The organism is Actinophytocola oryzae (assembly GCF_004364325.1).
Taxonomy (GTDB): Bacteria; Actinomycetota; Actinomycetes; order Mycobacteriales; family Pseudonocardiaceae; genus Actinophytocola; species Actinophytocola oryzae.
Genome location: NZ_SOCP01000008.1, coordinates 227,945 through 254,930, shown reverse-complemented (window position 1 = coordinate 254,930; position 26,986 = coordinate 227,945). Strand labels below are relative to the sequence as shown.

Below are 26,986 nucleotides of genomic sequence, written 5' to 3'. Positions count from 1 at the left end.
ACACTGCGCAGCGGGCCGTCCCACCGAAGTCCGACCCCCAGGGCCGTGCTCGATTCCGGCGTGGCTCTCCCCGGCCCGCGGACGTCGGTCCGGGGACCGAGGGCTTCCGTCCGACGTGAGATCTGTGTTAGAAATTTTCCCAACGTAAGGGAGGCGCGCCATGGGCTCACCATCGGCCGGTATGAGGGTCCTCGCGCTGGGAGCGACGCTGCTCACGGCATCAGCCCTGCTCACCGCCCCCTCGGCGGCGGCCAACGGGGCGGGCGGTCTCCTGACGCTCGGCACTCGGGGCTGGCAGGTGCAGAGTTCCGCCATCGCCACGGCCCCCGGCGAACAGGTGTCCAGCCCGTCCTTCCACACCGACGGCTGGCTGCCCGTGAAGCCGGACGACGCAGGCGCCCCCGGCACGGAGATCACCGCCCTGCTGCAGAACGGCGAGTGCCCCGACGTCTACTACAGCGACAACATGCGCCAGTGCTTCGGCTACGTCACCAAACGCGGCCCGGTGACCGTCCCGCGGTTCGCGGTGCCCTGGTGGTTCCGCACGGACTTCACGCTCGCCGCCCGGCAGCCCGCGAAGCTCGTCGTGCCGGGTGTCGTCGGTGAGGGCGACGTGTGGGTGAACGGCACGCTCGTCGCCGACCACGACCTCGTGAGCGGCGCCTACGCGGGCCACACCTTCGACGTCTCCTCGCTGGTCCGCCCCGGCCGCAACTCGTTGGCGATCAAGATGTATCCCAACAACCCCAAGAAGATGTACACGCTCTCCCACCTCGACTGGAGCCAGATCCCCCCGGACAACAACACCGGCATCCAGTTCCCCGTCCAGCTCCGGCTTTCCGACGCGCTGGCCGGCTCGAACGCACACGTGGTGCAGGACAACGCGACCGACCTCAGCACCTCGAAGCTCACCGTCAAGCTCGACGTCACCAACAACTCGACCGGCGACGAGCGTGGCGAGGTCGGTGCGACGATCACGCCGCCGGGCGGCGGACGGCCGGTCGTCCTGCACCAGACCGTGAGCGTGCCCGCCCTGAGCACGCGGACCGTGTCCTTCGACCCGGTGACGATCTCCCGGCCGAAGCTGTGGTGGCCGTACTCGATGGGCGACCAGCCGCTCTACACACTGCGCACCCTGGTTTCCCAGCACGGCAAGGTGTCCACGACCTCGACGAGCACGTTCGGCATCCGCACCGTGACCAGTCGCCTGGTCGGGGCGTCGCCGCAGGCGCCCGACGGCGCCCGCATCTACGCGGTGAACGGCCACGACTTCGTGTTCCGGGGTGGCGGGTACATGCCGGACCTGTTCCTCCGCTACTCGAAGGCCGAGGTGGCCAGGCAGATCACGCTCATCAAGAGCATGGGTCTCAACGGCATCCGGCTCGAGGGCCACGACATGCCGCAGGACTTCTACGACCAGTTCGACCGCGCGGGACTGATGATCCTCGGCGGCTTCCTGTGCTGTGACGGGTGGGAACCCGCCTCCGAGGCCGGCCTCACCGAGCGCGACTTCCGGATCATGCACGACTCCGCGCGCGGCATCGGCGAACGCGAACGCGACCACCCCAGCGTCGTCACCTACGGCTGGAGCGACAACAAACCGTTGCCGCGTCAGGAGGTCGAGTCGCTGGCGGGGTTCGCGGAGGCCGACTTCCAGGTGCCGATCGTCGCATCTGCCGAGTACAAGAAGACCGCCACGCTCGGGCCGGCCGGCGAGAAGGAAGGGCCCTACGACTGGGTGCCGCCCACCTACTGGTACGACACGACGCACTTCGACCCACGCGACTCGACGCGGACGAACGTCGGCGGGTCGTGGGCGTTCGCGAGCGAGCAGAGCGCGGGCCACACCGTGCCGACCATGGCGTCCCTCGACCGCTTCCTCTCGCCGGAGGAGCAGCAGAAGCTGTGGCAGGACCCGGAGTACAACCAGTACCACGCCAACTACTCGTCGGGTCACGGCGGCTACGCCTTCGGCACGCTCTACACGTTCGACACCGCGCTCGCGAACCGCTACGGGACGTGGTCCGACCTGGCGACCTACGTGCAGCTCGCGCAGGTGGCCAACTACGAGAACGTGCGGTCCCAGTTCGAGGCGTTCATCGACCACTCCACCGATCCGACGAACCCGTCGACGGGTCTGGTGTACTGGCAGCTGAACAAGGGCTGGCCGACCCTGCTGTGGTCACTGTTCAACCAGGACGGTGACCAGCCGGGCGCCTTCTACGGCGCGCAGAAGGCCAACAAGCCGCTGCACGCCCTGCTCAGCTACGACGACGACACCGTGACGGTGGACAACCTCGGCGGTCGTGTCGAAAGTGGACTCTCGGTGCGGGCCAGGGTGCGTGACCTGTCCGGCACCGTGCTGGACGACCAGCAGGTCGACGGCCTTTCCCTTGCCGGGCAACAGGTCCGCAACGACGTCCTCACGCCCGTGCTGCCGACGACCGGCTCGGTGTACTTCGTGGAGCTGGAGCTGCGCAGGCACGGGAAGGTCGTCGACCGCAACGTGTACTGGCGGTCGACCACGCCGGACGTGGTGGACTGGGCTGCCACACAGGGAAACCCGCAGGCGACGATGACGCAGTACGCGGACCTGACCGCACTGCGGACGCTGCCGAGGACGCAGGTCAGTGCGAAGGTCCGGCCGGGGACGACGTCGGTGACCGTCACCAACACCTCCGACACCGTCGCGTTCTTCCTACGCGCGGACATCCAGGGCGTCCCGTGGGCCACGTGGGACGACAACGACCTCGTGCTGTGGCCCGGTCAGTCGCAGGTCATCACCGCCACCCTCCCGCCGGGGCAGCCGCACGGCGGCAAACCGGTGGTCACGCTGTCGGGCTTCAACACGGACACGATGACCCTCAGGTGAGCCGTCGCGCCCGCACCACGGCGTCGACGCCGGTGCCTGGCGCGGCCCTCGGCCGGTCCTCGCCGACGAGGACCTCCCATCCGTCGAGGGCGGCGCGGGCCTCGTCGACGGAGACCTGCACCTGTCCGGCCGCGGCGGTCGCGTCGCCGGTGCTCGGGTCGACCGGGCGGTGGCCGGCGAGGAGCAGGGTGCCGCCCGGTGCGACCCCGGACGCGAGGCGCCGCACGGTCTCTGTCACCCCGGCCGCCATGTGGACGTACAGGCAGGTCACGAGGTCGAAGCGGGCCGGGGGCGGGGTCCAGACCGCGAGATCGCCCTGAACCCAGTCCACACGCCCGGCGACGTCCGTCCCGACGGCCTCGGCGCTCGACCGGGCGTGGTCCAGCGCGGTGGCGGCGAAGTCGACGGCCGTCACCCGCCACCCGTGCGCGGCGAGCCAGAGCGTCTCCGCCCCGTGCCCGCACCCCGCGTCGAGCGCGAGACCGGGGCGCAGGTCCTCGGCCACCTCGAGCAGGTACCCGTTCGGCGGGCGTTTCGTCACCACGTCCGCGTGCTCACGCAGCGCCCGCGCCCAACGCCGTTCCCAGGAGTCCCGGTCGAACATGTCAGTGCCCACCTCCGGCCACAGTGTCCGTCCGCCCTGGATGACCGGCAACTTCCGTTGCCGGATCGGCAACTCGCTGGGGTCAGTCGTCGCCCATGACGTCGAGGAGCAGGTCGCCCGGCACGGTCAGCAGCCTGGTCAGGAGCGGCCTGGTCAGCCCGACCGCGTGTTCGGCGGCCCCGGACGCGGCGAGGCAGAACCAGTCGGCCGTGTAGCCCTGGTCCGCCAGACGCCACAACAGGTCGCGCCTGGGTTCGAGGAGGTCGAGGAGCCAGTCCAGATGGGCCGCGAGCTCGCTCTCCGGCGGCAGGCCCGACGACAGCGACCACAGGGACCTGCGACGGACGGACCCCGTGCGCCCGACCCGGTCACCGACCTCGAACCCGTCCGTCGGCTCGAGGCCGAGCGTCCTGGTCACGAACGCGGCACCACCGTCATGGTCGCTCGACAGCCGAAACGCCGCACCCGTTCGCACCGCGGCATCATCTCCCGGCAGGCGCCGTCCCCGCGAGGGGAATGTTGACATGGAACGGCGTTTCGCGTGAGGTGGCTCGAGTCGATCCCGTTCGCCTGGCGGAGGTGCCGACCCGTGAAGGTCATGACGATCTACGCCCATCCTGCCGACACGATCACCAACTGTGGCGGCACGCTGGCGCGGCACGCCGAGGCGGGTGACGAGGTCGTCGCGCTGATCATCACGCACGGCGGGCGGATCCACGCCAACCGGTACGCCGAGGAGTGGCGCAAGGACGACCCGGACGAGGCGATCACGACCGCGGGCATCGACGACATCGCGGCGCACAAGTGGGACGAGCTGCGCCGCGCCGCCGACATCATCGGCGTCCACAGGGTGATCGGCCTCGACACCGACGACCGGGTGGCGTCCCTGCAGGAGCACGTCGTGGACCTCGTGGCCGAGCAGATCGCGCTCGAACGGCCCGACGTGATCATCTGCGACTACCCGCTGAACCCCGTCGTGGCGAGCAACACCCACACCGTGGCCACCACGACCGTGCTCGCCGCCCTCGGCAGGACCGGCACCTACCTGCGGAACCTGGACGGCCGGGCCGAGTTCCACGTCAAGCAGGTCTTCTTCACCTCCCTGCCCGTCTTCGCAGCGGACGGCCTGAGCCTCTTCGGTGTGCGCAACGACGTGTTCGTCGACATCACCCCGGTGGTCGGCAGGAAGGTCGCCGCGATGGACTGCTTCGACAGCCAGGGCTACTCGGGGCTGTTCGCACGCAAGCTGATCGAGTCCAACAACGGCGAGTTCGGCCGGGCCGCGGGCGTCAACTTCGCCGAGGCCTTCTACCGCATGCGCAACGAGACCCACGACCTGCTCCCGGTGACGGCCGCCGCCGTCGCCGAGGACCCCCTCACCCGCCACCTCCGCTACAGCGAGGTCGACCTGAGAGCCACCCATCCCTGACCGCGAGCCTGCTTCTTCCGACGGGACGGAACGAGGGTGCCGTGCTGAGGATCGTCTTCACCCCGGAGGACCTGGGGCGGACCCGGCTGTGTGTCGGGTCGCAGCCGATGTGGGAGACCGTGCTGAGCCTGTACCGGCTGCGCAGACGTGACGGCGGGGTGTTCTTCGAGAGCTGGTGGCGGTCCGCGGCGACCGGGGTGCCGGACGACACGCGGCTGCTCACCGACCTGGTGCCGCCGAGGGGCTACTACGCCGACTTCCTCACCCCGCCGGGATCGTCCCTCGCCGAGGGGGTGGACACGCTGATGAGCACCTCGACGCCGCGGTTGCGCACGGACCTGGCCACGCTCGCCGCCGAACGGTCGCTGCCCGCGTGGACGAGGCGGCTCGCCGACGGTCGGACCGACGAGCTGCGCAGGCTCGGCGCGGCCGTCGACCGGTACTTCGCGGCCTGTGTGGCGCCGTCCTGGTCGACGGTGTGCCTGGCCGTGGACCGGGAACGCGCGCGGCAGACCGAGCTGCTCGCGACCAGGGGCGTGGTGCCGCTGCTGCGGGAGCTGCACCCGAGCGCGCGGTGGGAGTACCCGGTGCTGGAGCTGGACTACTCCGTGGACCGGGAGCTGCGGCTGGACGGCCGCGGCCTGCTGCTGGTGCCGTCGTTCTTCTGCTGGGACACCCCGACCACGTTCCGTGACGACACGCTCGAGCCGACGCTGGTGTACCCGATCCGGCACGACGTGCGCCGCCAGGTCCCCGGGGCCTCGGACCGGCCGCTGTCCGCGCTGGTCGGCCCGACCAGGACGCGGATGCTCGAGGCGATCCGCGAGAGCCCGTGCAGCACCAAGGACCTGGCGACACGGACCGGGGTCACCCCGCCGACCGCGAGCAGGCAGACCTCCGTGCTGCGGTCGGCCGGTCTGGTCACCAGCCGCCGCACCGGGCAGTCGGTGCTCCACTCGCTCACACCGCAGGGCCTCGCCCTGCTGACCTGAGAGCGGTCAGGCGCGTCGGCGTGTGCTTCGCGTGCCGACGGCGACCAGCCCCAGGCCGACCACCACCAACACGATGCCGATCACCAGCCAGGTCGTCGAGTTCGACATGCCGCTGCCGCCGATCACCCCGGCTCCCTGCAACGCCCAGACACCGCCGAGCAGCACGGCCACCAGGCCGACGATCATCAGTACACGACTCTTCACCGGCCCAGTCTCACCGGTTCCGGTCCAGGTAGCCAGCGCGACGTGCCCGAAGGGGCGAACTGACCGAGCACGTCACAGCCGCACGCGGTCGAGAAGCCGGACCGCCTCCGTGCGGTTGCGGAGGTTGTGGCGCAGGTAGACCCGGTGCAGGTGTTTGGAGACCGTGGCGGGGCGCAGGTCCAGCAGCCGCGCGATCTGGGCGTCCGTGCGTCCCGTCGCGACCAGCTCGACGATCTGGCGTTCCCGGGTGGACAGGGCCGGTGCCACGCGGACGGGCGCCTCGGCCGGGTAGGGGGCGAACCGGACCCCGCGCCGCGTGTCCGGGCGGGCGCGGACCAGGGCGGACCTGAGGTGTTCCGCGCACGCGGCGAGCATGTCCCGCTGCCGGTCGGTGAACGTGCCTCCGGTGCGGGACAGGGTGATCGCGCACATCGTGTCGCCGTGGAACCGCAGCGGGAGGCACAGCTGGTCCGTCGTGGCGGGCATCGCCTCGCGGTGGATGCGGGTGGCGCGCCACCCGCGTGCCGTGAGCACGTCGGACACCCTCGGCGGCACGATCCTGGCCGGACGCCGCCGCGCGATCGCCATCAGCGGCGCACGCAGCGGATGCGTGTGGCTGATCGCCGCGTAGGCGGTCAGCAGCTCGGGGGCCGGTCTCGCGGGCGGCCACGGCACCGCCACCTCGTCCTGTGTGCGCAGGTCGAGTCGGGTCAGCGTCGCCGAGTCACTGCCGACCAGGCGCGCGAGACCGGCCAGCAACGGCGGCACCTGGTCGTGGGACGCCACGCGCAGTGTCGACGTGCTGTAGTCGAGCACGGCGCGCAGATCGTTCGTGCGCAAGGAATGCATGCGGTCTCCTCCGGTGAGAGGAGGCGACGCGGCCTGCTCAGATACGTGATGTTCGCCCGTTGCACAGTTCTGCGAAACATGGCGGCGGGAGACCTCTGCGGACAGTCACGATTGTCCGGCACCGCACCAGAAATCTCGTTCGATGGAGCACACCTGAGATGATGGCATCACGCAGAGGGAGCGCGGTGGCGGCCACGATCGCCGTCGCCCTGCTCGTCGCGGGGCTCGGCCGGCCGGCCGCCGCGACACCACCACCCACGCCGACGGTCACGGCTGACACGGACACGGACGGCGACGCCATCCCCGACCTCGTCGAGACGGGCGGCATCCGCCGGCCGGACGGCAGCGTCTCGATGGACCTCGCGGCGCTCGGCGCGAGCCCGTGCCGCAAGACGGTCGTCATAGAGGTCGACTACATGGCGGACGGCGACCACAGCCACGCCCCCGACCTGTTCGGCGGCCCGCCCGGTGTGCCGGACAAGGTGCTCGGCGTCGTAGACACCCGGTTCGAGGACGACCCCCACAACCAGCTCGCGGTCGGCGACCTGGACGCGGACGGCCGCGCCGAGGTCGTGATCGCCGACGCGAGCGAGGGTGGCCGGATCCACGTCTACGACCCCTTCACGCACCTGGCGTCGCCGGCTCTCGGCGTGACGGACACCCGCTTCGAGAACAACGCCAACAACCAGTTGGCGGTCGGTAACGTGGACGGGCAGGGCGGCGACGAGATCGTCATCGCCGACGCCTCCGAAGGCGGCCGCATCGGCGTCTTCGACGCCACCACACACCTGCCCTCGCCGTCGCTCGGGGTGACCGACACGCGCTTCGAGAACAGCCGCGAGAACCAGCTCGCGGTGGGCGACCTCGACGGCGACGGCAAGGATGAGATCCTCGTCGCCGATGCGTCGGAGGGCGGCCGGATCCACGTGTACGACGCGGTCACCCACCTTCCGTCGCCGACGCTCGGCGTCACCGACACCCGCTTCGAGGACGACCGGCACAACCAGCTGGCCGTCGGGAACGTGGACGGGCAGGGCGGCGACGAGATCGTCATCGCCGACGCCTCCGAAGGCGGCCGCATCGGCGTCTTCGACGCCACCACGCACCTGCCCTCGCCAACGCTCGGCGTCGACGACTCGACGTTCGAGAACGACAGCCACAACCAGGTGGCGGTCGGTGACGTCAACGGCGACGGGCGGGACGAGATCCTGGTCGCCAACGACTCCGGCGGTCGGATCGACGCACTCGACGCCGTCACCCGGGGGCCCGTCAAGGGCCTCGGCGTGTCCGACACCCGCTTCAACAACGACGCACACAACCAGATCGCGGTCGGCGACCTCGACGACACGGTCGACGGCCGCGCCGAGCTCCTCCACGCGGACGCCTCCGAGGGCGGCCAGATCCAGGTGTTCGACGCCGCCGCGCCACTCGGCCCGGTCAACCAGGCGATCGCCATGTTCGACAACGCGCCGGTGGCCGCCGTCGCCGACTGCCCCTACCCCGGCGCCGACTCCCGACCGGGCGTGGACATGATCGTGGACGTCAGCGGCGCGGTGCCGGAGCAGGCCGTACTGGACATGCCCTCGGGCTTCGACGCGATCAAGGCCGTGAACTTCGACCCGGCGCGGGACCCGTACGTGCACTACAACATCTGGGGCCACCAGTACTCGGTCGGCGGCGTGGTGACCGGCAGCTCGGGGCTCTCCCTCTTCTCCGACGGCCAGGACTTCCTGGTGAGCCTCGGCGGGTTCGGTGGCGGCAACGGCACCAGCCGGGAGCAGGCGGGCACGTTCGTGCACGAGCTGGGGCACACGCTCGGCCTCAAGCACGGCGGTGGTGACGACATCAACCACAAGCCCAACTACCTGAGCGCGATGAACTACAACTTCCAGCTGTCCGGCATGGCGGACGTGACCACCGGCGAGTCGCTGGTCGCGTACTCCGACGCCGAGCTGCCCCAGCTCGACCAGAAACTGCTGTCCGAGCCTGCCGGCATCGGCTCGGACCTGCCCGTGTACACCACGTACCGCAACACGGCGGGAGGCGAGCGGATCGCCAGGGCCGACGGGCCGATCGACTGGAACGGCGACAACGACGCGGTCGACGTCGACGTCCTGGCCCAGGCCAACAAGGCGGCGTGCGTCGGCCCCGGCGCGAACGGCACGTCGGACACCGAACCGAAGAACCTCGACAACCGGTACAAGAACTCGATCCGCAGCGGCGACGACTTCGTCTGCGACACCCCCGCGCTGGGCGACGACGAGCAGGAGTACGCCGTCACCACCGACCAGCGGCTGCTGGACGGGTACGACGACTGGACGAACCTGGAGTTCACCGCCGACCCGGTGCCCGCGATGCCGACCGAGATCACGACGGGCGAGGCCGACGAGCTGGCGCAGGCCCACGACCAGGCACTGGCGCCGGACGTGACGGTCGCGCTCGCCCCCGCGCGCCCCGGGTACACGGCCCCGGTGCTCGGTGTCGCGACCGACGCGAGGCACGTCTACGCGACGCACTACTACGAGTCCGTGGCCGAGCCGCACACGTCGGACCAGCCCGGCTCGCTGGTGGTGCTGGACCGGAAGACCATGCGGGTGACAGGCAGGATCCCGGTGGGCTACCGGCCGCACAGCGTGGCGGTCGACGACGTGACCGGGCGGATCTACGTGCTCGGCGCGCAGCGGCCCGGCGAGCCGAACAAGGTCGACCTGACGGTGATCGACCGCCGCACCCAGTCGGTGGTCGCGACGATCGCGCTGCCGACCGGCCAGACGGCGACCGACGTGGTGGTCAACGAGAGGACCGGCCGCGTGTACGTGTCGAACAACGCGTTCGGCCGGATCCACGTGGTGGACGGGCGGACCAACACGGAACTGGCCCCGATCATGACGGGGAAAGGCCCGCTCGGCATGGCCGTCGACCCGGACACGGACACGCTGTACGTGGCGATGAGCTACGTGTCCTCGGACCCGAAGGTGGCAGGCCTGACCGCCATCACCGACGACGGCGTGACGCAGGTGGTCCACCCGATGGTGAGCCTCGGTGCGCCGTCGGTACAGCCGCGCGACGTGACGATCGACCGGCTCAACGACCGGATCTACGTGGCCGCCATCGGCGGCGGTGCCACCCGTCCGGGGGTGAGCGTGCTGAGGCTGTCGACCCGTGAGGTGCTCGGCCACGTGGACACGGCGGGGCCGGCGCGGGCGGTCGCGGTGGATCCGTTCGCCCACCAGGCGTTCGTGGCCGCACAGGGCCGGATCGACGTGGTGGGACAGCATTCGCTGACGAGCATCCGCACGATCCCGACAGCGTCGGCGTTCTCGGTGGCCGTTGCGGACGGCCCTGGACGACACCTGTTCACCGGTGACCTGCTCTCCGGTGCCCTGACGAGGCTCGCCTACAGCAGCGGCACGAGGAAGTAGCGGTGAGGGCCTCCTTCCTGACGCCGGACGTCAGGAAGGAGGCCCTCGTGAGCACTCAGCAGAATGTGACCCACGGGTCGTACGGGACGGGTGAGCCGGTGAACGCGACCAGTTGGCCGCCGCTGTCACGGACGACGCTCATCGCCTGGATGCAGGTGCTGCCCGGGGCGTAGACCTGCATGCCGAACGACGAGCCGACCGCGGGGTCGTACTCGTAGTTCTGGTAGTAGCCCAGCCAGCCGCCGTGGCCGTCCGGCTGGCTGCTGAACCGGCTGATGCCCTTCGTGACCGTGTAGGCCGCGTTCTGGACGAGCATGTTGGCACGTACCCCGTTGGTCCCGCACGACGGCGAGTACCGGACCTCCATCGTCCCGTAGATCGCCTGTGGGCTCGCGATGTTGCGGGTCGCGATGGTGATCGCGTCCGCCGCGCAGCCCGTGGTCGCCGGGTTCGTGTCGGTGTAGGGGTCGTAGGGCGCCGCCGACGCGGGGGTCACCTGGAGTGCGGCCAGCAGGGCCGCGCCGAGCAGTGTGCCGATGACGCGTTTCATGACATCTCCCGTGTGGCGTGCAGGGAATGGCTTTCCATGATTCCTCCGGTTCACCCGGCGGGAATTCCGCCGATGGGTGACATCCAATGGCCGAAGGAATTCCTCCGGAAGGTCACGACGAGATACCCGGACGGTCCCGGACAGCCGGTCACGGCCGGAGATCCGGCATATTCGGGCACAGGAGCCACCGAGGAGGGTCATGGCCGACGGGAAACAGGTCAGGAACTGGACAACACCCGCGGAAATTCGGACGACGCGGCAGTTCGGTGCCGCATTGACCGAACTGCGGGAACGCGCCGGGTTGTCCGTGCGCCAGGTCGCCCAGGACGTCGAGGCGGCACGCACGACCGTCGGCGACTACTTCGCGGGCAAGTCGCTGCCGAGCCCGGCCACCTCCTGGGTTCTGAAGAAGGTGTTGCTTCGCTGCGGTGTCGCCGATCCCGACACGCTCGACGAGTGGGAGCGGGCGTTGATCCGCGTGCGTCGCGCCCCGGGTCCCGCGCCCGCCGACTCACCCCGCCCGTACCGGGGGCTCGCGCCGTTCCAGCCGGACGACGCCGAGTGGTTCCACGGCCGCGACCGTCTCGTGGCCGAGCTGGTGGCACACGTGCGGCAGTGCCGCCAGGTGCCGTTGTTCGTGATCGGGCAGTCCGGGGCGGGCAAGTCCTCGCTGCTGCGGGCCGGGCTGGTGCCGACCCTGCGTGCCGACGAGTGGCAGACCGTCCTGCTCACCCCGGGAGCCGGCGTCCTCGCGCTGCCGGAACGCACCACGGCACGCCTCCTCGTCGTGGTCGACCAGTTCGAGGAGCTGTTCACCGGCGACGAGCGGGACCCGGCGTTCGTCGACGCGTTGTTCGCGCTCGCCGAGGGGCCCGACGTGGCCGTCGTGTTCGGGATGCGGTCGGACTTCTACGACCACGCCGTCGGCCACCCCGAACTCGCCGAGGCACTGCGGCACGAGACCGTGGTCGTCGGCGCCATGTCCGAGGAGGAGCTGCGGTCGGCGATCGTGCGGCCCGCGCGGCAGGCGTGCGTGGACCTCGAGGACGGCCTGGTCGAGCTGCTGCTGCGGGACTTCCGGCCCGCGGACTCGGCGGGCGGCGGCGCGCTTCCGCTGCTGTCCCACGTGCTCCACGCGACCTGGCAGGCAGGCAACCGCCGCAGGCTGACCATCGACGGGTACCTCTCCACGGGCGGGATCGCCTACGCGGTCGGGCAGTCCGCCGACGCCGTGTACCTCGACCTCTCGCCGCGCGGGCAGCGTCTCGCGCGGTCGCTGCTGCTGCGGCTGGTCCACGTCGGCGACGGCGTCGCCGACACCCGCAGGGGCATCGCCAGGACCGACCTGCCAGAGGAGTACCTCGACATCCTCGACCGGTTCGTCGCGCAGCGGCTGGTCACCATCGACGCCGACACGGTCAGCATCAGCCACGAGGCGCTGGTCCACGCCTGGCGACGGCTTCGCGAGTGGCTCGACGCCGACCGCGACGCCCTGCGTGCCCACCGCAAGCTGCAGGGCGCCGCACTCGACTGGCTGGAGTCGCGCCGGGACCCGAGCGCCCTGTACCGGGGCGCGTTGCTCGAGTCGGCCGCCGCCCTGGCGGAGAACACCGAGCTGACCGGTGTGGAACGCGACTTCCTCACCGCGAGCCTCGACGCCCGGGGACGGGAGGAACGGGACAGGCGAAGACAGCTGCGGCGGCTGCGGCGCTGGGTCGCGGCACTGGTCGTGGCCGTCCTCGTGGCCGCTGGGCTGGTCGCGGTCGTCTTCCGGCTTCGCTCGGACGCCGTCGCCGACCGCAACGTCGCCGTGTCACGGCAGACGGCCCTGCGTGCGGACACCCTGCGGTCGTCGGATCCGGCGCTGGCCGGTCAGCTCGCGCTCGCCGCCTACCGCATCGCACCGACGCCGGAGGCCAGGTCGAGCCTGCTGGAGTCGGGCCACACCCCCGTCGTGAGCAGGGCACGGGGCTCCGACGGCACGATCGCCACCGCGCTCACCGCCGACGGCGGCCTCCTCGCGACCGGCGGCGCGGACGGCACCGCACGGCTGTGGCGGGTGCGTGACCGGCGCCGCCTGGCCCCCGTCGGCGACGGGTTCGCCGCGGCTCCCGGCAGTGTCTTCGGCGCCGCCGTCAGCCCTTCCGGCCACGTGCTGGCGTTGACCGGCATGGACCGCGGCCTGACGCTGTGGGACATCACCGACACGCGCCACCCCACGCGCCTGCCCGGCCCCGAGCCCGCGCTCACCGGCACCGGCTACGCGGTCGCGTTCAGCCCCGACGGTCGCCACCTCGCCGTCGTCGGCCAGGACGGGCTGCGGCTGTGGCGGCTCGACCCCACCGGCGCGCCGCGCGTCCTCGTGCTCGCCGCGGACCTGGGCGGGGACGGCAAGGCGGTGGCGTTCAGCGCCGACGGCACGACGCTCGCGGCGGGTGGTCTCGGCAACACGCTGTACGTCTGGCGGCTGGACGGTCCGGCCCCGAACGGCGGCCCGGTGCGGAAACTCCCCGGGACGGTCAACGGCCTCGCCTTCCACCCGGACGGCCACACCGTCGCCATCGCGGGCAGCGACCGCGCGGTGCACCTGTGGGACCTCGCGGCAGGCACCGAGGGCACGCCGCTGACGGGGTTCGCCGGCCCGGTCTACGCCGTCGGCTTCAGCGACGACGGCCGCAGGCTCGCCGCCGGGTCGGCCGACAGCGACACGTTCGTGTGGGACCTGCCCGCCGGGCACGGGCCGCAGGTGCTCCCCCACCCCGGCCCGGTGACCGCGACGGCCTTCCTGCCCGGCACGCACGCGCTGCTCACCGCGAGCGCGGACGGGTTCGCACGCGTGTGGTCCCTGCCCGGCGGGGTGATCGCGGGTCATCCCGGGCCGATCTCGACCGTGGCCTTCGGCCCGCACGACCGGACTGTCGCCGTGTCGGCGTCGTCGGTGGGTGACGGGCCGGGGAGCGTCGAGTGGAGCGAGGTCGCCGCCGGACACCGGCAGCGCGAAGCGCCGGTCGAGGACGCGGAGTTCAGCGGCGCGTCCGCGCTCAGTCCCGACGGCACACTGGTCGCCACCGGCGGCGCCGACGGCACGACCCGGCTGTGGCGTGTCGGCGACCGAAGCACGCCGCCGACCGCGTTGACCGGCGCGGGGGCACTCGTCGAGTCCGTCGCGTTCAACGCGGAGGGCTCGCTGCTCGCGGTCGGCGGCGACGACCACCGTGTCCGCCTGTGGGACACCCGCACCCGGCACCTGCTGGCCACGCTGACCGAGCCGACCAACATCGTGATGACCGTCGCCTTCAGCCGCGACGGGCGGATGCTGGCCGCGGCGAGCGTGGACAACGACGCCTACCTGTGGGACGTCACGCTGCCTGCCGCGCCACGGCACACCGCGCGGCTCTCCGGCCACACGAACTACGCCTACGCGGTGGGCTTCAGCCCGGACAGCCGCGTGCTCGCCGTCGGCAGCGCCGACCGGACCGTGACGCTCTGGGACGTCGAGGACCCGTGGGCGCCGAGGATGATCGGGCGGCCCCTCGTGGGCCCGACCAACTACGTCTACGGCGTCACCTTCACCGGGGACGGGTCGCTGCTCGTGACGGCCAGCACCGACGGGACCGTGTGGCTGTGGGACGTCACGGACGTCGCGCACCCGGCCGTCCACGCGACGCTGCGCATCGAGGGCTCGGTGTACGCGGTCGCCGTCAGCGGGGACGGAAGGACACTGGCCGCGGGTGACGCCGACGGGACCGCACACCTGTGGCCGCTGGCCCCGGAGGAGGTGGCGACCCGCATCTGCGCCGACGCCGGTGAGCCGGTCACCCGGGCCGAGTGGACCCAGTTCATCCCCGACGTGGAGTTCCGCCCGCTGTGCGCGTGACCCGACCGCCGGTGTGGTCGGATCGTCCACTGTCGAGCCCACGGCGTCTACCCTGTGGATCATGGTCTCCTTTGTCAGGAACGTGTCGTTCGACTGCTCGGATCCCTACGCGCTGGCCCGGTTCTGGAGCGGCGTGGTCGGCCATCCCGTCCACCCCGACTGCGCCCCGGGCGATCCCGAGGTCGTCGTCGAACCGCCCGGGGGTCCTCGGCTGTACTTCCAGGCCGTGCCGGAGGACAAGGTCGTCAAGAACCGGGTGCACGTCTGCCTCCAGTCCGCGGATCTCGGCCGTGACGAGGAGGTCGACCGCCTGGTCGCGCTCGGCGCCACGGTGTTCGCGGACCTTCGCGAGGCCGACGGCGGCGGATGGGTCGTCCTGCAGGACCCGGCAGGCAACGAGTTCTGCGTGACCCGCTGACACGTCAGGCGGCCGTTGCCGTGTTCGGCGCGGGAACGTCGTCGCGCCGCTTGGCCAGCCGCAGGAAGTACACGGTCGCCGCGAGGCCGACGATGATCGAGACGACGCTCGCCTCCGGACCGAACTCGCCCCCGGTGAGCCAGGACGGGCCGGGCGTCGATGCGTCGAGCAGGCCTGCCGAGTGGCCGCTGCCGGACACGTTGGCGCCGAAGATGCCCTGCTGCGCGAAGTTCCACGCCCAGTGGATACCGATGGGCACCCACAGGTTGCGGAAGGCCATGAACGCCGCGCCGAGCATGAGACCGGCCTCGACCGCGATGGCCAGTGCGCCCCAGACGGACGCCTGCGGGTTGAACAGGTGCAGGCCGCCGAACAGGACCGCCGAGACCACGAGCGCGATCGTGGTGTTGCCCATCTCCGCGATGATGCGGAACAGCACGCCGCGGAAGATCAGCTCCTCGATGGTCGCGGCGCCGATCATCACGCCGAGCGAGGCCAGCATGGCGCCGACCGACCCCCAGCCGTCGACCTCGTAACCACCGAACACGGCGATGACACCGATCACCACGACGAACATCGCGAGCCCGATGACGGCACCCCTGGCCAGGCCACGCACGGCGTCCGGCCGGTTCAGCTCGGTGGCCCGCCTGCGTTCGACGAACCGGACGACGGCCAGGTAGAGCCACAGGGCGAGTGCCGCGAGCACCGGGCCGAGCACCAGCGAGGCGATCGCCGAGCCCGACACCGCGTTGAGGACGAGGCCGATCAGGAGATCGGCGGCGAAGAACAGGACGAACAGGAGGACGAGCCGCACGATCGCGGGCCAGCGGGGGTTGTTTCCAGGTGTCTCGTTCATGCCGGGAACGCTATGGTCGCGGCGGGTGCCGGATCATCGCGCCGAGGTGGGCAAAGCCGGTAGCTCTCCAGGGGGACAGGGCACGCCCGAGCCCGGCTCCTCGGCCGCCGTCATGAAGTCCTGGTGCGACGGTGCCGCGACGGTCAGGTCGTGCGCGGCCTCCGGCCGCAGGCCGTCGAGGACGAGGTGCAGGTAGCGCCGCCACAGCTCGGGTCGCGCCGTGGCCACCGGGCCCGCGATCCGGGTGGGAGCGTTGAGCAGCAGCACGATGTCGTGGCCCGTCACGTCGGCTCGCAGGGCGCCGGCCTCTCGGGCACGCGCTGCCAGAGCCTCGGCCGCCTGTGCCAGCCGCTCGCTGGCGGCACGGATCGCGGGGTGGGCACGCGAGATCGCGGTGGCCGCTTCGCAGAACGAGCGGTCGCCTGCGTGGAGTTCCGCCCCCTCCGTTATGAACCGCAGCAGGGCGGTACGCGGATCGGCCTGCTCCAGCAGGGTCTCACCGGTTGCGGCCAGGGCGTCGAGCTGTTCGCAGAAGATCGCGGCGACCAGTTCGTCCTTGCTGGGGAAGTGGTTGAAGACCGTTCCCTTGGCCACGCCCGCCCGCGCCGCGATCCGGGCCATGGAGACCTCCAGGCCGTGTTCGGCCATCTCGGCTGAAGCGGCGTCGATGACGAGGCTTCGGTTCCGAGCGGCGTCGGCTCGCGGCATGCGGCCGACACTAACACAAGTTGACCGGCTGGTCATGTTATCGGTACGGTCCCGCTCAACATGACCAGCTGGTCAACTTAGGAGGATGTCGTGAAAGCTGTCGTCGCAACGCGGTACGGGCCGCCGGAGGTCCTGTCCGTCGAGGACGTTCCCGTGCCTCGCCCCGGGCCCGGCCAGATCCAGGTCCGCGTCCGGGCCGCCGCGGTCAACCCGGCCGACCTGCGAACTCTCAGCGGCGTGGTGGGTGAGCTGTCTCCCCTGACCTTCCCCCACGTGCCGGGCAGCGACTTCGCGGGCACGGTCTCGGAGGTCGGTCCGGACGTCACCCGCTTCGTCGTGGGCGACGAGGTGTTCGGCGTCGGGCTGCCGCGCGCGGCAGCGGCGATGGCCACGATGGTGTCCAGCCCGGTTTCACTGACCACGGGTGCCATGGCCGAGTACGCGGTCTTCGAGGCGGACACCCCGGCACTCGCCCCGCGACCGGACGGCGTGGGCGCCGACCACGCGGCCACCCTGCCCATACCCGGGCTGACCGCGCTTGCCGTGCTGCGCGACGGTGGATTCGCGGCCGGGCAACGGGTTCTGGTGACGGGGGCCGCGGGCGGAGTCGGTGGCGCGGTCGTCCCGCTGCTGGCGGAGACCGGGGTCCACGTGATCGCCACCGCGCTGCCCGAGGACGACGACTACGTCCGAGGTCTCGGCGCGACCGAGGTGATCGACTACCGGGCAGCCGACACCGTCACCGAGACACTGCGGCGCCACCCGGGCGGCGTCGACGCCATGGTCAACCTCACCCTGCCGGGTCCCGCCCTGGTCGGTGCGGCGCGCGCCATCAGGTCGGGAGGCCGTCTGCTCAACATCGCCTTCCCCAGCCCGGACGCGGCCGCGTTCGACCGCGCGGATCTCACCGTGCGCACCGTGTACAGCACCGCACAGCCCGGCGACCTGGAGCACCTGGCAGCCCGGGCCGTGGCCGGCACGCTGCCGTCGACCGTCAGCCGGCGGTACACACTGGACGAAGGCGCACAGGCGTACCGCGATCTCGTGCACACCCACGTGCGGGGAAAACCCCTCGTCGTCGTCTCAGGAATGCTTGTCTGAGCGGCGGCGGTTGTCGCGGACGTAGGGGATGCCGGGCTTGCCGTCCCCGAGGCTGCGGCGGTCCAGGTCGAACAGTGTGGTGGCGGTGATCAGGTCGCTGAGCTTGCTGTAGCCGTACGTGCGGGGGTCGAAGTCGGGGCGCTGCTTGGTGATGATGTGCCCGATGGTGGCGAGCGGGGCCCAACCGTCCTCGTCGGACGCGGCCTCGGTCGCGTTGCGCAGGAGGCTCACCAGGGCCGCGTCGCGTTTGAGCTGGGTGGCCGGGGTGACCGGTTTGCGGGTCGGCGGCGCGTCCTCGGGTTCCGGTACGTCCGGGTAGGAGAGGTTGTCCTGGTAGATGAACTTGTCGCACGCGGCGACGAACGGCTTCGGCGTCTTGCGTTCGCCGAACCCGTAGACGGTGAGGCCGGACTCCCGGATCCGCGCGGCCAGCCTCGTGAAGTCGCTGTCGCTGGAGACCAGGCAGAAGCCGTCGAACCGGCCGGAGTAGAGCAGGTCCATGGCGTCGATGACCATGGCGGAGTCGGTGGCGTTCTTGCCGCTCGTGTAGGCGAACTGCTGCATCGGCTGGATGGACTGCGCGAGCAGGTGTTCCTTCCAGCCCTTGAGGCTCGTGCCCGTCCAGTCGCCGTAGGCACGCTTCACGTGCGCGGTGCCGTACTTGGCGACCTCGGCCAGCAGCCCTTCGACCACCACCGGGGAGGCGTTGTCCGCGTCGATGAGCACGGCGAGCTTGGCCGCGTTCTCGTTGGCCACCGGATCGTCTCCCATCATCGGCTGCGAGCAGTGTGACGGTACCGGCCCGCCGTCGGTGGCGCCGATCTCGCCGTCGTGGGGTTCACTTGGTGGTGTGACTTCCGACTGGGCGGCGAGTTGGTTCACGGTCCTGCGGGGTGACGGGTGCGCGGGTACAGCGTGGTGATCTGGAAGGGCCGCCACGTCGCCGAGGTGACACGGCTGACGGCGGAGGAGTCGACCGGCTTCTGACTGGACGTGGTGTCCGCGGCCCGCGCGGTCGAGGCGGTGTTCGAGCCGGTGAAGCTGAACATCTCCATGCTGGGCAACGGCCTGCCCCACCTGCACGCCCACGTGGTCCCGCGCCACGCCGTCGACGATCCCCGGCCCAACAACCCGCTGCCACACGACTACCTCGTGCATGGCAGGCAGGACGAGACCCGGTTCCTGCACGACGCGGCGACCCTCGCGAGTGCCGCTCGCTCTACGTGACGGGGCCTTCGGCGTGGTGGTCGCGGACGGCGTCCAGTACCTCGGGGAGCATGTCGCGGGCCGAGGCGGAGCGCAGGTGGTCCAGGTAGTCGCGGGACTCGACGATCTTGCCGTCCCTGACGCGCATCACGAACACGGCCGGGATGGTGAAGGGCCTGCCGGTCTCCACCACGACGCCCTCGTACCGGAACTCGGCCACGATGACCTCGGGGTCGGTCGTCTCGTGGACGGTGATCCCCGTCGGGCGGCGGCGCAGGGTCGGGCCCTCGTAGGGCCGCGGCCCACCGGCGAAGTGTTCCCGCAGCTCCTCACGCGACAGCATCGGCGGCGCCCCCAGCGGGTGGAACGGGTGGGACACGTCGGTCTGTTCCGCGTACAGATCCACCACGTCGGCCCAGCGCTCCTCACACACGCCGTGCACGAGCTTCAGGAACACCTCACGAGGAGCATCGGTCACCATGGAACCCTACCGCTCCCAGGAGGCCCGATGACGAAACCAGAACCTCGGCACCCCGACACGGGTGGCGACCCGGCCTGCTGGCTCGACCGCGTCTGTCCCGACTGCGGGCTGCTCACCGAGGACGACAACCCACCCGCACGCTGCCCGCGCTGCGGTGCCGAACGAACCTGATCACCCGATCGCGGCCGTCAGCATCTTCAGCACGCTGTCCAGGTGGGCGTGCATGGCAGTCTCCGCACGCTCGGCATCACGGGCGCAGATCGCGTCGATGATCGCCAGGTGCTCCGGCAGCGACACCGACGGGCGGCCCGGCACGAGAGCGAGCCGGAACTGGTGGCGGACCAGCTGCCCGTGCAGCTGCTCGATGACCCGAGTCGCGGTGCCGTGGCGGGCGATGCGCCGGACGGTGCCGTGCAGCCGGGCGTTCAGGTCGGAGTAGCCCAGCATGTCCATCTGCGCCACGGCCGAGGTCATCGCCTCGCCGAGTGCCCTCAGCTCGGTGATCTCCTCGTCGGTGACCCGCTGCGCGGCCCTCGCCGCGACCAGGCCCTCCACCGCCCGGCGCAGCTCGGTGATCTCGACCGCCTCCTCCGCCGAGATCTGCCGGACCCTGGCCCCCCGGTTGGGCTGCAGCTCGACCATGCCCTCGGTCGCGAGCCGGGTCAACGCGTTGCGCAGCACGAACCTCGACGTGCCGTACCGCTCGATCAGCTCCGTCTCGATGAGTCGCTGCAGCGGCGCGTACTCGCCACGCAGGATCGCGGCGCGCAGCTCCTCGAACACCTCGCTCATCCGGTGCGGACCATCATGCGGCTCGGGCTCCTCGTCACTCGCGACAGCGGTCGCGTCATGGTAGGCACGGGCGGTCGCCGTCAGCCGGACGCCACAGCCTTCTTGGCCGACTGGACCAGCTCGTACACGTGCGTCCGCAGCTCGGCGAACCGCTGGGACGAGCGTGTCCGCAGCTGGTCCCGCTCGTCGGGCAGGTCGATCCGCACGTCCTCGAGCACGACCGTGGGCCGGTTGGACAGCACGAGCACGCGCTGACCGAGGTAGACCGACTCGTCGATGTCGTGGGTGACGAACAGGACTGTCACCCCGAGCTGCCGCCACAGCCCGAGGACCAGGTCCTCCAGGTCGGCTCTCGTCTGGGCGTCCACGGCGGCGAACGGCTCGTCCATGAGCAGCACCGTCGGCTCGTAGGCCACCGCGCGGGCGATCGCGACCCGCTGCTGCATGCCGCCGGACAGCTGCCACGGGTGCGCGTCGGCGTTCTCGGCGAGACCGACTGCCGCCAGCGCGGCCTCGACCTTGGCCACGCGGTCGGCGCGGGCCAGTCCCTTCTCCTTCAGCGGCAGCTCGACGTTCCCGCGCACGGTCAGCCACGGGAACAGGCTGCGGCCGTACTCCTGGAACACCACGGCCATGCCGGGCGGCGGCTCGGTGACCGCCGCTCCCTCCAGGGTGATCCGCCCGGCCGAGGAGTCCAGCAGGCCCGCGACGCACCGCAGCAACGTCGTCTTCCCCGCGCCGGACGGGCCGACGATGCAGACGAACTCACCCCGGTCGACGTGGAAGGTCAGGTCGCGGATGGCCTCGACGTCGCGGCCGTGACCGGTGTACGTCTTGGCCAGTCCGGTGACCTCGAGGGCTGTGGTCGGCTCCATGGTCACACCTCCCGTTCTGCCTGGCGAAGACCTCGGTACCACGCCATGGTTCGGTGTTCGACGAGGCGGAAGAGCCCGGACAGCGCGACGCCGACCAGCCCGAGCAGGATGATGCCGGTCCACATCTGCGGGACCGCGAAGCTCCGCTGGAACTGGACGATCGCCGCGCCGAGGCCGCGGTTCGCGCCGAACAGCTCGCTGATGACCATGAGGATCACGCCGATGGACAGCGCCTGCCGCGCGCCCGCGGCGATGCGTGGGCTGGCGCCACGCAGCACCACCTGCCGGAGCGTGGTCAGGCGGCCGAGGCGGTAGGAGCGGGCGGTGTCACGCAGGACCTCGTCCACGGAGCGGACTCCCTCGACCGTGTTGAGCAGGATCGGCCACAGGCAGCCCAGCGCGATCGTGACCACCTTGGCCGTCCAGCCGGTGTAGCCGGCGAACAACGCGATGACGGGGATGAGCACCGGCGGCGGGATGGCGCGGAAGAACTCCAGCGCGGGCTCGCACAGTGCACGCAGGGTGGGTGACGAGCCGATCGCGGTCCCCAGTGCGACGCCTGCGACCAGGGCGATCGCGTACCCGAGCAGGAGGCGTTCCAGGCTGGGCAGGACGTCGTGCAGGATCGGGTCCGCGGTCCAGGTCTCGGGGAACGCCGCCACGATCGTCTTCAGCGGCGGCCAGAAGTAGCTGGTGCTGTCCGCCGACAGCACCCACCAGGCCACCACGAGCACGATCGGCAGGCCCAGCGTGAGCCCGGTTCGCCGCAGCAGCCTCACAGTTCCCCCCTCACCGAGGTGTGCCAGCGCAGGACGCGGCGTTCGACGGCCCGTGCCGAGATGTTGACCAGGACGCCGATGACACCGACGACGATCACGAGCGCGTACGTCTCGGCGACGGCGCCGGAGCTCTGCGCCACGCCGATCGACCGGCCGAGGCCCGGCACGCCGATCACCAGCTCCGCGGTGATCTCCAGGATCAACGCCACCGCCGCGGCGAGCCGGAAACCCGTGACGACGTAGGGCAGGGCGGTCGGCCACACGACCGTGCGCACGACCGCCCACCGCGAGAAGCGGTAGGAGCGGGCCGTGTCGCGCACCACCGGGTCCACGTCGGCGACCCCGTACAGCACCTGGACGAGCACCTGCCAGAACGCCGCGTACACGACCAGCACCAGCGCGGACTCCATCCGGCTGCCGTAGATCAGCACCACCAGTGGGATGAGCGCGACCGAGGGAATCGGGCGGAGGAACTCGATCGTGGAGGAGGTGACCGCGCGGAGCAGCGGCACGCTCCCGATCACCACGCCGAACACGATGCCGCCGAGCATGGCGATGGCCAGGCCGAGCGCCCAGCCCGCGAGGGTCTGTCCCAGTGCCACCCAGAAGTCGCCCTGGCCGAGCTGTCCACCCAGGCCCTCGGCCATCTCCGTGAACGGCGGTAGGAACCGGCGGTCGACGATGTCCAGGCGTGGCAACAGTTCCACGACGGCGACGACCAGCGCGAGCCCCAGCAGGCCGAGCGCGGGCCTGCGCACGGTCGAGATCACGGGAGCAGGGCGTCGAGGTCCAGCGGCTTGGAGATCAGGCCGTCGTCCTCGGCCAGGTCGCCCAGCAACTTGACGGAGTCCTCGTCGACCGCGGTCGGCCACTTCGGCAGCACGAGGTTCTCCTGCACGGCCGGGTCGATCTTCGTGTAGGTGGACAGGATCGCGCGGACCTCGTCCGGGTGCGCGGCCGCGTAGGCGACGGACTTCTGCATGGCCGCGGTGAAACCCTTGACGGCCTTGGCGTTCTGCCCGACGTACTGCTGCGAGGTGAAGTACATGCCGACGGTCAGGTCGGGGTCGGTGCCCGCGTAGTTGGAGACGACCTGCCGGTCGCCCTGCCCCGTGGCGATGGTCAGGAACGGCTCGACGACCTGACCCGCGTCGACGTCGCCACTGGCCACGGCCGCGGCGATGTCCGGGAACGGCAGCTCGACGTAGCTGATGGTGGACGCGTCGCCGCCCGCGTCCTCGACCACCTTGTTGACCGTCGTGGTGTTGATGTTCTTCAGCGTGTTCACGGCGACCCGCTTGCCAGCGAGGTCCTTCGCCGACCTGATCGGGCTGTCCGGCTTCACCACGACCGCGCCGAAGTCCTTGCCGTCCTCACCGGTCGACGCGACACCCGCCGCGACCACCTTCAACGGCAGGCCCTGAGAGTTGGCCAGCAGCAACGAGGTCGTGTTGCTGAAGCCGAACTGGTACTGGCCGCTGACCACGGCGGGCACGATCGCCGCGCCGCCCTGCGCGGTCTCCAGCTCGACCTCGAGACCCTCCTCGGAGAAGAAGCCCTGCTTCACCCCGAGGTAGATCGGTGCCACGTCGACGATCGGGATCACCCCGACGGTGATCTTCGTCCTGCCCTCGGGCGTCGTCGCGCCTTCCGACGAGTCACCACATCCGCTGACGAGCAACGCGACGGCGGTGGCGGTGGCGAGGAGACGACGGCGGCGAACGGGGACCGCGACGGCGGGGTCTCGGGACATGGCTCACTCCTGCGGACGGGAGCACCTGGGGCGCTCGTGAGACCGGCCGGGCGGACGTTACCGATATTGTCAACAATTGTGAAGTCAATCTTGACCGCGAAGTTGTGAACGCGTAGATCTGGTACGCGGATCCGCGACGGGGTCGCGCAGGAGGAGAGCGATGACAGCGCACGGCCGGGAGACCGACGGCATCCGGTGCATGCAGCTGCGCGGCGGCAGCTCGAAGGGCGCGTACTTCCTGCGCGAGGACCTGCCCGCCGACCCGGACGAGCGCGACGACCTGCTGCTGCGCGTCATGGGCTCCCCCGACGAGCGGCAGATCGACGGCATCGGCGGCGGCCACCCGCTCACGAGCAAGGTCGCGGTGGTCGCCGAGTCCGCCGACGACCGCGCCGACGTCGACTACCTGTTCCTCCAGGTCGTGCCCGACCGTGCCGTGGTCACCGACGCCCAGACCTGCGGCAACCTGTTGGCGGGCGTGGGCCCGTTCGCGATCGAGCGCGGCATGGTCGCCGTCACGGGCGACACCACGACGGTGCGCATCCGGCTCGTGAACCCCGCGGTCAGCTTCGTCGAGGCACGGGTGCGGACGACGGGCGGGCGCGTGCGGTACGACGGCGACACCGTCATGGCGGGCACCCCGTTCCCCGCGGCGCCGGTGGACCTCGCGTTCCCCGGCGGCGAGCACCCGGTCTTCCCCACCGGCCGGCTCGTCGACGTGCTGGCCGGTATCGAGGCGACCTGCGTCGACGCGGGCATGCCGGTGGTGCTGGTGCGGGCCGCCGACGTCGGCATCGAGGGCGACGAGGCACCGGGCGACCTCGAGAACAACGGGGCGCTGCGTGCCACCATGGAGTCCGTGCGACTGGCGGCCGGTCAGGCGATGGGGCTCGGCGACGTGCGCGACGAGACGATCCCGAAGCTCAGCATCGTGTCGGCGCCACGGCACGGCGGCACCGTCACCACCCGCACGTTCATCCCGCACCGCGTGCACGCGGCGATCGGCGTCCTCGGCGCCGTGTCCGTCGCCGTCGGCGTGCGGGTGCCGGGTACGGTCGCGCACCCTGCCGCACCCGTCGACCGGCTCGTCCGCGTCGAACACCCGGCGGGCACGTTCGACGTCGCCGTCGACCTCGATCCCGAGGGGCCTGCGACCCGCGTGCGCCGCAGCACCGTCGTGCGCACCGCCCGCAAGTTGTCCGACGGCCTCGTGTGGCCGCGCAGTGGAAAGGCAACCGGATGACCCCGCTCTCGCACGACCCGGACGCACGGCGCGACATCGCCCACGTCGGGCCGGTCGAGCTGTTCACACCCGTGCTGGACGCCTCGCGCGACTTCTTCGTCGACGTCATGGGGCTGCGCGAAGTGCACCGCACCGACGACTCCGTCTACCTGCACACCTGGGACGACTACCAGTCCTGGACGGTACGGCTCATCCGGCGCGACAGGGCGGGCGTCGGCCGCACCTACCTGCGTGCGGCCAGCCCGCAGGCCGTCGACCGGCTCACCGCCGCCGTCGACGCGCAGGTCGTCACCGACGTGCGAGGTCTCGGCGAGGTCCGCCTGTTCACCGATCCCGACGGCCACGAGCTGGGCGTGTACTGGGACGTCGAGTGGTACCGGGCCGACGACACGGACCGCCCCGCGCTGAAGAACCAGGCCGCCCGCTACCCCGGCCGCGGCGCGAACCTGCGCCGCCTCGACCACGTCAACTACCTCACCGCCGACGTCCCCGCGACCGCGGCGTTCCTCGGCGACGTGCTGGGGGCGCGGTGCACCGAGCGGATCGTCAAGGACGACGGCAGCCCGCAGGCGATCTGGTACTCACTCGGCAACAAGACCTACGACCTCGTGTACACGGAGGACTGGACCGGCAGCAGGGGCCGCCTCCACCACCTGGCGTTCGCCACCGACACACGCGAGGAGATCCTGCGTGCCGCCGACGTGTGCCTCGACGCCGGCGTGCACATCGAGACGGGGCCGCACAAACACGCGATCCAGCAGACGTTCTTCCTCTACGTGTGGGAGCCGGGCGGCAACCGGATCGAGATCTGCAACGCGGGAGCCAGGCTGATCCTCGCACCGGACTGGCGGACGATCAGCTGGACCCGCGAGGAACGCGCCAAGGGCCAGGCGTGGGGGCTGAAGACGATCGAGACGTTCCACACCCACGGCACCCCGGTCGTCGACCAGGAACCGACGTGATCATCGACTGCCACGGCCACTACACGACCGCACCCGCCGGCCACGCCGCCTGGCGCGAGGCCCAGCAGGAGGCGTTCCGGGCCGGACAGCGGCCGCCACCGTATCCCGCGCTCTCGGACGACGAGCTGCGTTCGTCCATAGAGGACGGTCAGCTGCGGCTCATGCGTGAACGCGGCATCGACCTCACCCTGTTCTCGCCCCGCGCGTCGGCCATGGGCCACCACTTCGGCGACGAGGCGACCAGTGCCGCGTGGACGCGTGCCTGCAACGACCTGATCGCCCGCGTCGTGTCACTGTTCCCCGACCACTTCGCCGGTGTCTGCCAGCTGCCGCAGTCCCCCGGTGTGCCGGTCGCGGGTGCCGTCGGCGAGCTGCGCCGCTGCGTCGAGGAGCTGGGCTTCGTCGGCTGCAACCTCAACCCCGACCCCAGCGGCGGCCACTGGATGTCCCCGCCGCTGACCGACCGCCACTGGTATCCGCTCTACGAGGCCATGTCCGAGCTGGACGTCCCCGCGATGGTGCACGTCTCGGCGGTCACGAACCCGAACTTCCACGCCACCGGCTCGCACTACCTCAACGCCGACACCACCGCCTTCATGCAGCTGCTGCAGGCCGACCTGTTCACGGACTTCCCCGGACTGCGGCTGGTCATCCCGCACGGCGGCGGCGCGGTCCCCTACCACTGGGGCCGTTTCCGGGGCCTCACCGACATGCTCGGCAGGCCAACGCTGCGGGAGTCGTTGCTGGGCAACGTCTTCTTCGACACCTGCGTCTACCACCAGCCCGGGATCAACCTGCTGTTCGACGTGATCGACGTCGACAACATCCTGTTCGGGTCGGAGATGATCGGCGCCGTCCGCGGTGTGGACCCCGAGACTGGACACCACTTCGACGACACGCGCCGCTACGTCGAGGCCCTGACGCTCGACCCCGCCGACCGGCACAAGGTCTACGAAGCCAACGCCCGCCGCGTCTACCCCCGCCTGGCCTGACCCAACGCCCACCGAGGAGAC

Annotated in this window: 26 protein-coding genes; 12 read left to right on the top strand and 14 right to left on the bottom strand. The window is 71.1% G+C overall.

Going from position 1 to position 26,986, the window contains the following annotated elements; all coding sequences use genetic code 11:
- Nucleotides 1-181: 181 nt before the first annotated feature.
- Nucleotides 182-2,872, top strand: coding sequence for a glycosyl hydrolase 2 galactose-binding domain-containing protein (locus CLV71_RS22800; protein ID WP_243866640.1), 2,691 nt, complete (start codon nt 182-184; stop codon nt 2,870-2,872).
- Here CLV71_RS22800 and CLV71_RS22795 read toward each other — a convergent pair.
- Together CLV71_RS22795 and CLV71_RS22790 are read right to left on the bottom strand one after the other, a co-directional pair.
- Complete coding sequence (locus CLV71_RS22795) at nt 2,865-3,488, bottom strand: class I SAM-dependent methyltransferase (RefSeq protein WP_133904869.1); 624 nt, start codon at nt 3,486-3,488, stop codon at nt 2,865-2,867. The two genes, CLV71_RS22800 and CLV71_RS22795, sit on opposite strands and share 8 nt — an antisense overlap.
- Before the next feature lie 70 nt (nt 3,489-3,558).
- Nucleotides 3,559-3,951 carry a DUF4279 domain-containing protein gene (locus CLV71_RS22790; RefSeq protein WP_166664214.1) on the bottom strand — a complete coding sequence of 131 codons (393 nt, stop codon included), beginning with the start codon at nt 3,949-3,951 and terminating at the stop codon, nt 3,559-3,561.
- Nucleotides 3,952-4,074: 123 nt separating this feature from the next.
- Here CLV71_RS22790 and CLV71_RS22785 point away from each other — a divergent pair, with 123 nt between their 5' ends.
- Nucleotides 4,075-4,905 (top strand): PIG-L deacetylase family protein, encoded by an 831-nt coding sequence (locus CLV71_RS22785; protein WP_243866667.1) that lies wholly within the window; start codon nt 4,075-4,077, stop codon nt 4,903-4,905.
- A gap of 41 nt (nt 4,906-4,946) precedes the next feature.
- Nucleotides 4,947-5,897 carry an ArsR/SmtB family transcription factor gene (locus CLV71_RS22780; RefSeq protein WP_133904866.1) on the top strand — a complete coding sequence of 317 codons (951 nt, stop codon included), beginning with the start codon at nt 4,947-4,949 and terminating at the stop codon, nt 5,895-5,897.
- 6 nt (nt 5,898-5,903) lie between these two features.
- On the opposite strand, the gene CLV71_RS22775 is transcribed toward CLV71_RS22780, so the two are convergent.
- Both CLV71_RS22775 and CLV71_RS22770 read right to left on the bottom strand, forming a co-directional pair.
- On the bottom strand, nt 5,904-6,101 hold the full coding sequence (locus tag CLV71_RS22775; protein ID WP_208297691.1) for a hypothetical protein: 198 nt from the start codon (nt 6,099-6,101) through the stop codon (nt 5,904-5,906).
- Between the two features lie 72 nt (nt 6,102-6,173).
- Nucleotides 6,174-6,950: a helix-turn-helix transcriptional regulator gene (locus tag CLV71_RS22770; RefSeq protein WP_133904865.1), complete on the bottom strand. Its 777-nt coding sequence runs from the start codon at nt 6,948-6,950 to the stop codon at nt 6,174-6,176.
- Nucleotides 6,951-7,135: 185 nt separating this feature from the next.
- On the opposite strand from CLV71_RS22770, the gene CLV71_RS22765 reads away from it, so the two are divergent.
- Complete coding sequence (locus CLV71_RS22765) at nt 7,136-10,372, top strand: FG-GAP repeat protein (RefSeq protein ID WP_166664213.1); 3,237 nt, start codon at nt 7,136-7,138, stop codon at nt 10,370-10,372.
- 55 nt (nt 10,373-10,427) lie between these two features.
- On the opposite strand, the gene CLV71_RS22760 is transcribed toward CLV71_RS22765, so the two are convergent.
- Nucleotides 10,428-10,922: a DUF2690 domain-containing protein gene (locus CLV71_RS22760; protein ID WP_133904863.1), complete on the bottom strand. Its 495-nt coding sequence runs from the start codon at nt 10,920-10,922 to the stop codon at nt 10,428-10,430.
- A gap of 199 nt (nt 10,923-11,121) precedes the next feature.
- On the opposite strand from CLV71_RS22760, the gene CLV71_RS22755 reads away from it, so the two are divergent.
- Together CLV71_RS22755 and CLV71_RS22750 are read left to right on the top strand one after the other, a co-directional pair.
- The gene (locus CLV71_RS22755; RefSeq protein ID WP_133904862.1) at nt 11,122-14,799 is read left to right on the top strand and encodes an nSTAND1 domain-containing NTPase; all 3,678 of its coding nucleotides are present in this window, start codon (nt 11,122-11,124) and stop codon (nt 14,797-14,799) included.
- 61 nt (nt 14,800-14,860) lie between these two features.
- Nucleotides 14,861-15,217: a VOC family protein gene (locus CLV71_RS22750; protein ID WP_133904861.1), complete on the top strand. Its 357-nt coding sequence runs from the start codon at nt 14,861-14,863 to the stop codon at nt 15,215-15,217.
- A 4-nt stretch (nt 15,218-15,221) separates the two neighbouring features.
- On the opposite strand, the gene CLV71_RS22745 is transcribed toward CLV71_RS22750, so the two are convergent.
- Both CLV71_RS22745 and CLV71_RS22740 read right to left on the bottom strand, forming a co-directional pair.
- On the bottom strand, nt 15,222-16,073 hold the full coding sequence (locus CLV71_RS22745) for a CPBP family intramembrane glutamic endopeptidase (RefSeq protein ID WP_133904860.1): 852 nt from the start codon (nt 16,071-16,073) through the stop codon (nt 15,222-15,224).
- Nucleotides 16,074-16,106: 33 nt separating this feature from the next.
- Nucleotides 16,107-16,781: a TetR/AcrR family transcriptional regulator gene (locus CLV71_RS22740; RefSeq protein ID WP_133904859.1), complete on the bottom strand. Its 675-nt coding sequence runs from the start codon at nt 16,779-16,781 to the stop codon at nt 16,107-16,109.
- Between the two features lie 90 nt (nt 16,782-16,871).
- Here CLV71_RS22740 and CLV71_RS22735 point away from each other — a divergent pair, with 90 nt between their 5' ends.
- Nucleotides 16,872-17,882, top strand: coding sequence for an NADP-dependent oxidoreductase (locus tag CLV71_RS22735; RefSeq protein ID WP_133904858.1), 1,011 nt, complete (start codon nt 16,872-16,874; stop codon nt 17,880-17,882).
- Here the strand turns inward: CLV71_RS22735 and CLV71_RS22730 are convergent.
- The gene (locus tag CLV71_RS22730; protein WP_243866639.1) at nt 17,865-18,656 is read right to left on the bottom strand and encodes an NYN domain-containing protein; all 792 of its coding nucleotides are present in this window, start codon (nt 18,654-18,656) and stop codon (nt 17,865-17,867) included. The genes CLV71_RS22735 and CLV71_RS22730 overlap by 18 nt on opposite strands.
- A gap of 222 nt (nt 18,657-18,878) precedes the next feature.
- Here CLV71_RS22730 and CLV71_RS22725 point away from each other — a divergent pair, with 222 nt between their 5' ends.
- The gene (locus CLV71_RS22725; RefSeq protein WP_133904857.1) at nt 18,879-19,109 is read left to right on the top strand and encodes an HIT family protein; all 231 of its coding nucleotides are present in this window, start codon (nt 18,879-18,881) and stop codon (nt 19,107-19,109) included.
- Here CLV71_RS22725 and CLV71_RS22720 read toward each other — a convergent pair.
- Nucleotides 19,102-19,566 carry a nuclear transport factor 2 family protein gene (locus CLV71_RS22720; RefSeq protein ID WP_208297690.1) on the bottom strand — a complete coding sequence of 155 codons (465 nt, stop codon included), beginning with the start codon at nt 19,564-19,566 and terminating at the stop codon, nt 19,102-19,104. The two genes, CLV71_RS22725 and CLV71_RS22720, sit on opposite strands and share 8 nt — an antisense overlap.
- A gap of 30 nt (nt 19,567-19,596) precedes the next feature.
- Here CLV71_RS22720 and CLV71_RS47860 point away from each other — a divergent pair, with 30 nt between their 5' ends.
- Nucleotides 19,597-19,740, top strand: a complete 144-nt coding sequence (locus CLV71_RS47860; RefSeq protein ID WP_166664212.1) for a rubredoxin-like domain-containing protein — start codon at nt 19,597-19,599, stop codon at nt 19,738-19,740.
- Here CLV71_RS47860 and CLV71_RS22715 read toward each other — a convergent pair whose 3' ends face one another.
- The 5 genes from CLV71_RS22715 to CLV71_RS22695 form a co-directional block, all read right to left on the bottom strand.
- A complete protein-coding gene (locus CLV71_RS22715) occupies nt 19,741-20,361 on the bottom strand; it encodes a GntR family transcriptional regulator (RefSeq protein ID WP_133904855.1) in 621 nt (206 codons plus the stop codon). It lies immediately after the preceding gene.
- 80 nt (nt 20,362-20,441) lie between these two features.
- Complete coding sequence (locus CLV71_RS22710) at nt 20,442-21,236, bottom strand: ABC transporter ATP-binding protein (protein ID WP_133904854.1); 795 nt, start codon at nt 21,234-21,236, stop codon at nt 20,442-20,444.
- 2 nt (nt 21,237-21,238) lie between these two features.
- A complete protein-coding gene (locus CLV71_RS22705; RefSeq protein ID WP_133904853.1) occupies nt 21,239-22,015 on the bottom strand; it encodes an ABC transporter permease in 777 nt (258 codons plus the stop codon).
- Entirely contained in the window at nt 22,012-22,785 is a 774-nt protein-coding gene (locus CLV71_RS22700; RefSeq protein WP_243866638.1) for an ABC transporter permease, read from the bottom strand. The genes CLV71_RS22705 and CLV71_RS22700 overlap by 4 nt, the downstream gene beginning before the upstream one ends.
- Complete coding sequence (locus tag CLV71_RS22695) at nt 22,782-23,768, bottom strand: ABC transporter substrate-binding protein (RefSeq protein ID WP_133904852.1); 987 nt, start codon at nt 23,766-23,768, stop codon at nt 22,782-22,784. Before CLV71_RS22695 ends, CLV71_RS22700 begins: the two co-directional genes overlap by 4 nt.
- A 160-nt stretch (nt 23,769-23,928) precedes the next feature.
- On the opposite strand from CLV71_RS22695, the gene CLV71_RS22690 reads away from it, so the two are divergent.
- Genes CLV71_RS22690 through CLV71_RS22680 form a run of 3 tightly spaced genes read left to right on the top strand, consistent with a single transcriptional unit; the run spans nt 23,929 to nt 26,965 of the window.
- Nucleotides 23,929-25,011, top strand: a complete 1,083-nt coding sequence (locus CLV71_RS22690) for a 4-oxalomesaconate tautomerase (protein WP_133904851.1) — start codon at nt 23,929-23,931, stop codon at nt 25,009-25,011.
- Nucleotides 25,008-25,973, top strand: a complete 966-nt coding sequence (locus tag CLV71_RS22685; RefSeq protein WP_133904850.1) for a VOC family protein — start codon at nt 25,008-25,010, stop codon at nt 25,971-25,973. Before CLV71_RS22690 ends, CLV71_RS22685 begins: the two co-directional genes overlap by 4 nt.
- Nucleotides 25,970-26,965, top strand: a complete 996-nt coding sequence (locus CLV71_RS22680) for an amidohydrolase family protein (protein ID WP_133904849.1) — start codon at nt 25,970-25,972, stop codon at nt 26,963-26,965. Before CLV71_RS22685 ends, CLV71_RS22680 begins: the two co-directional genes overlap by 4 nt.
- The last annotated feature ends 21 nt before the right edge of the window (nt 26,966-26,986 follow it).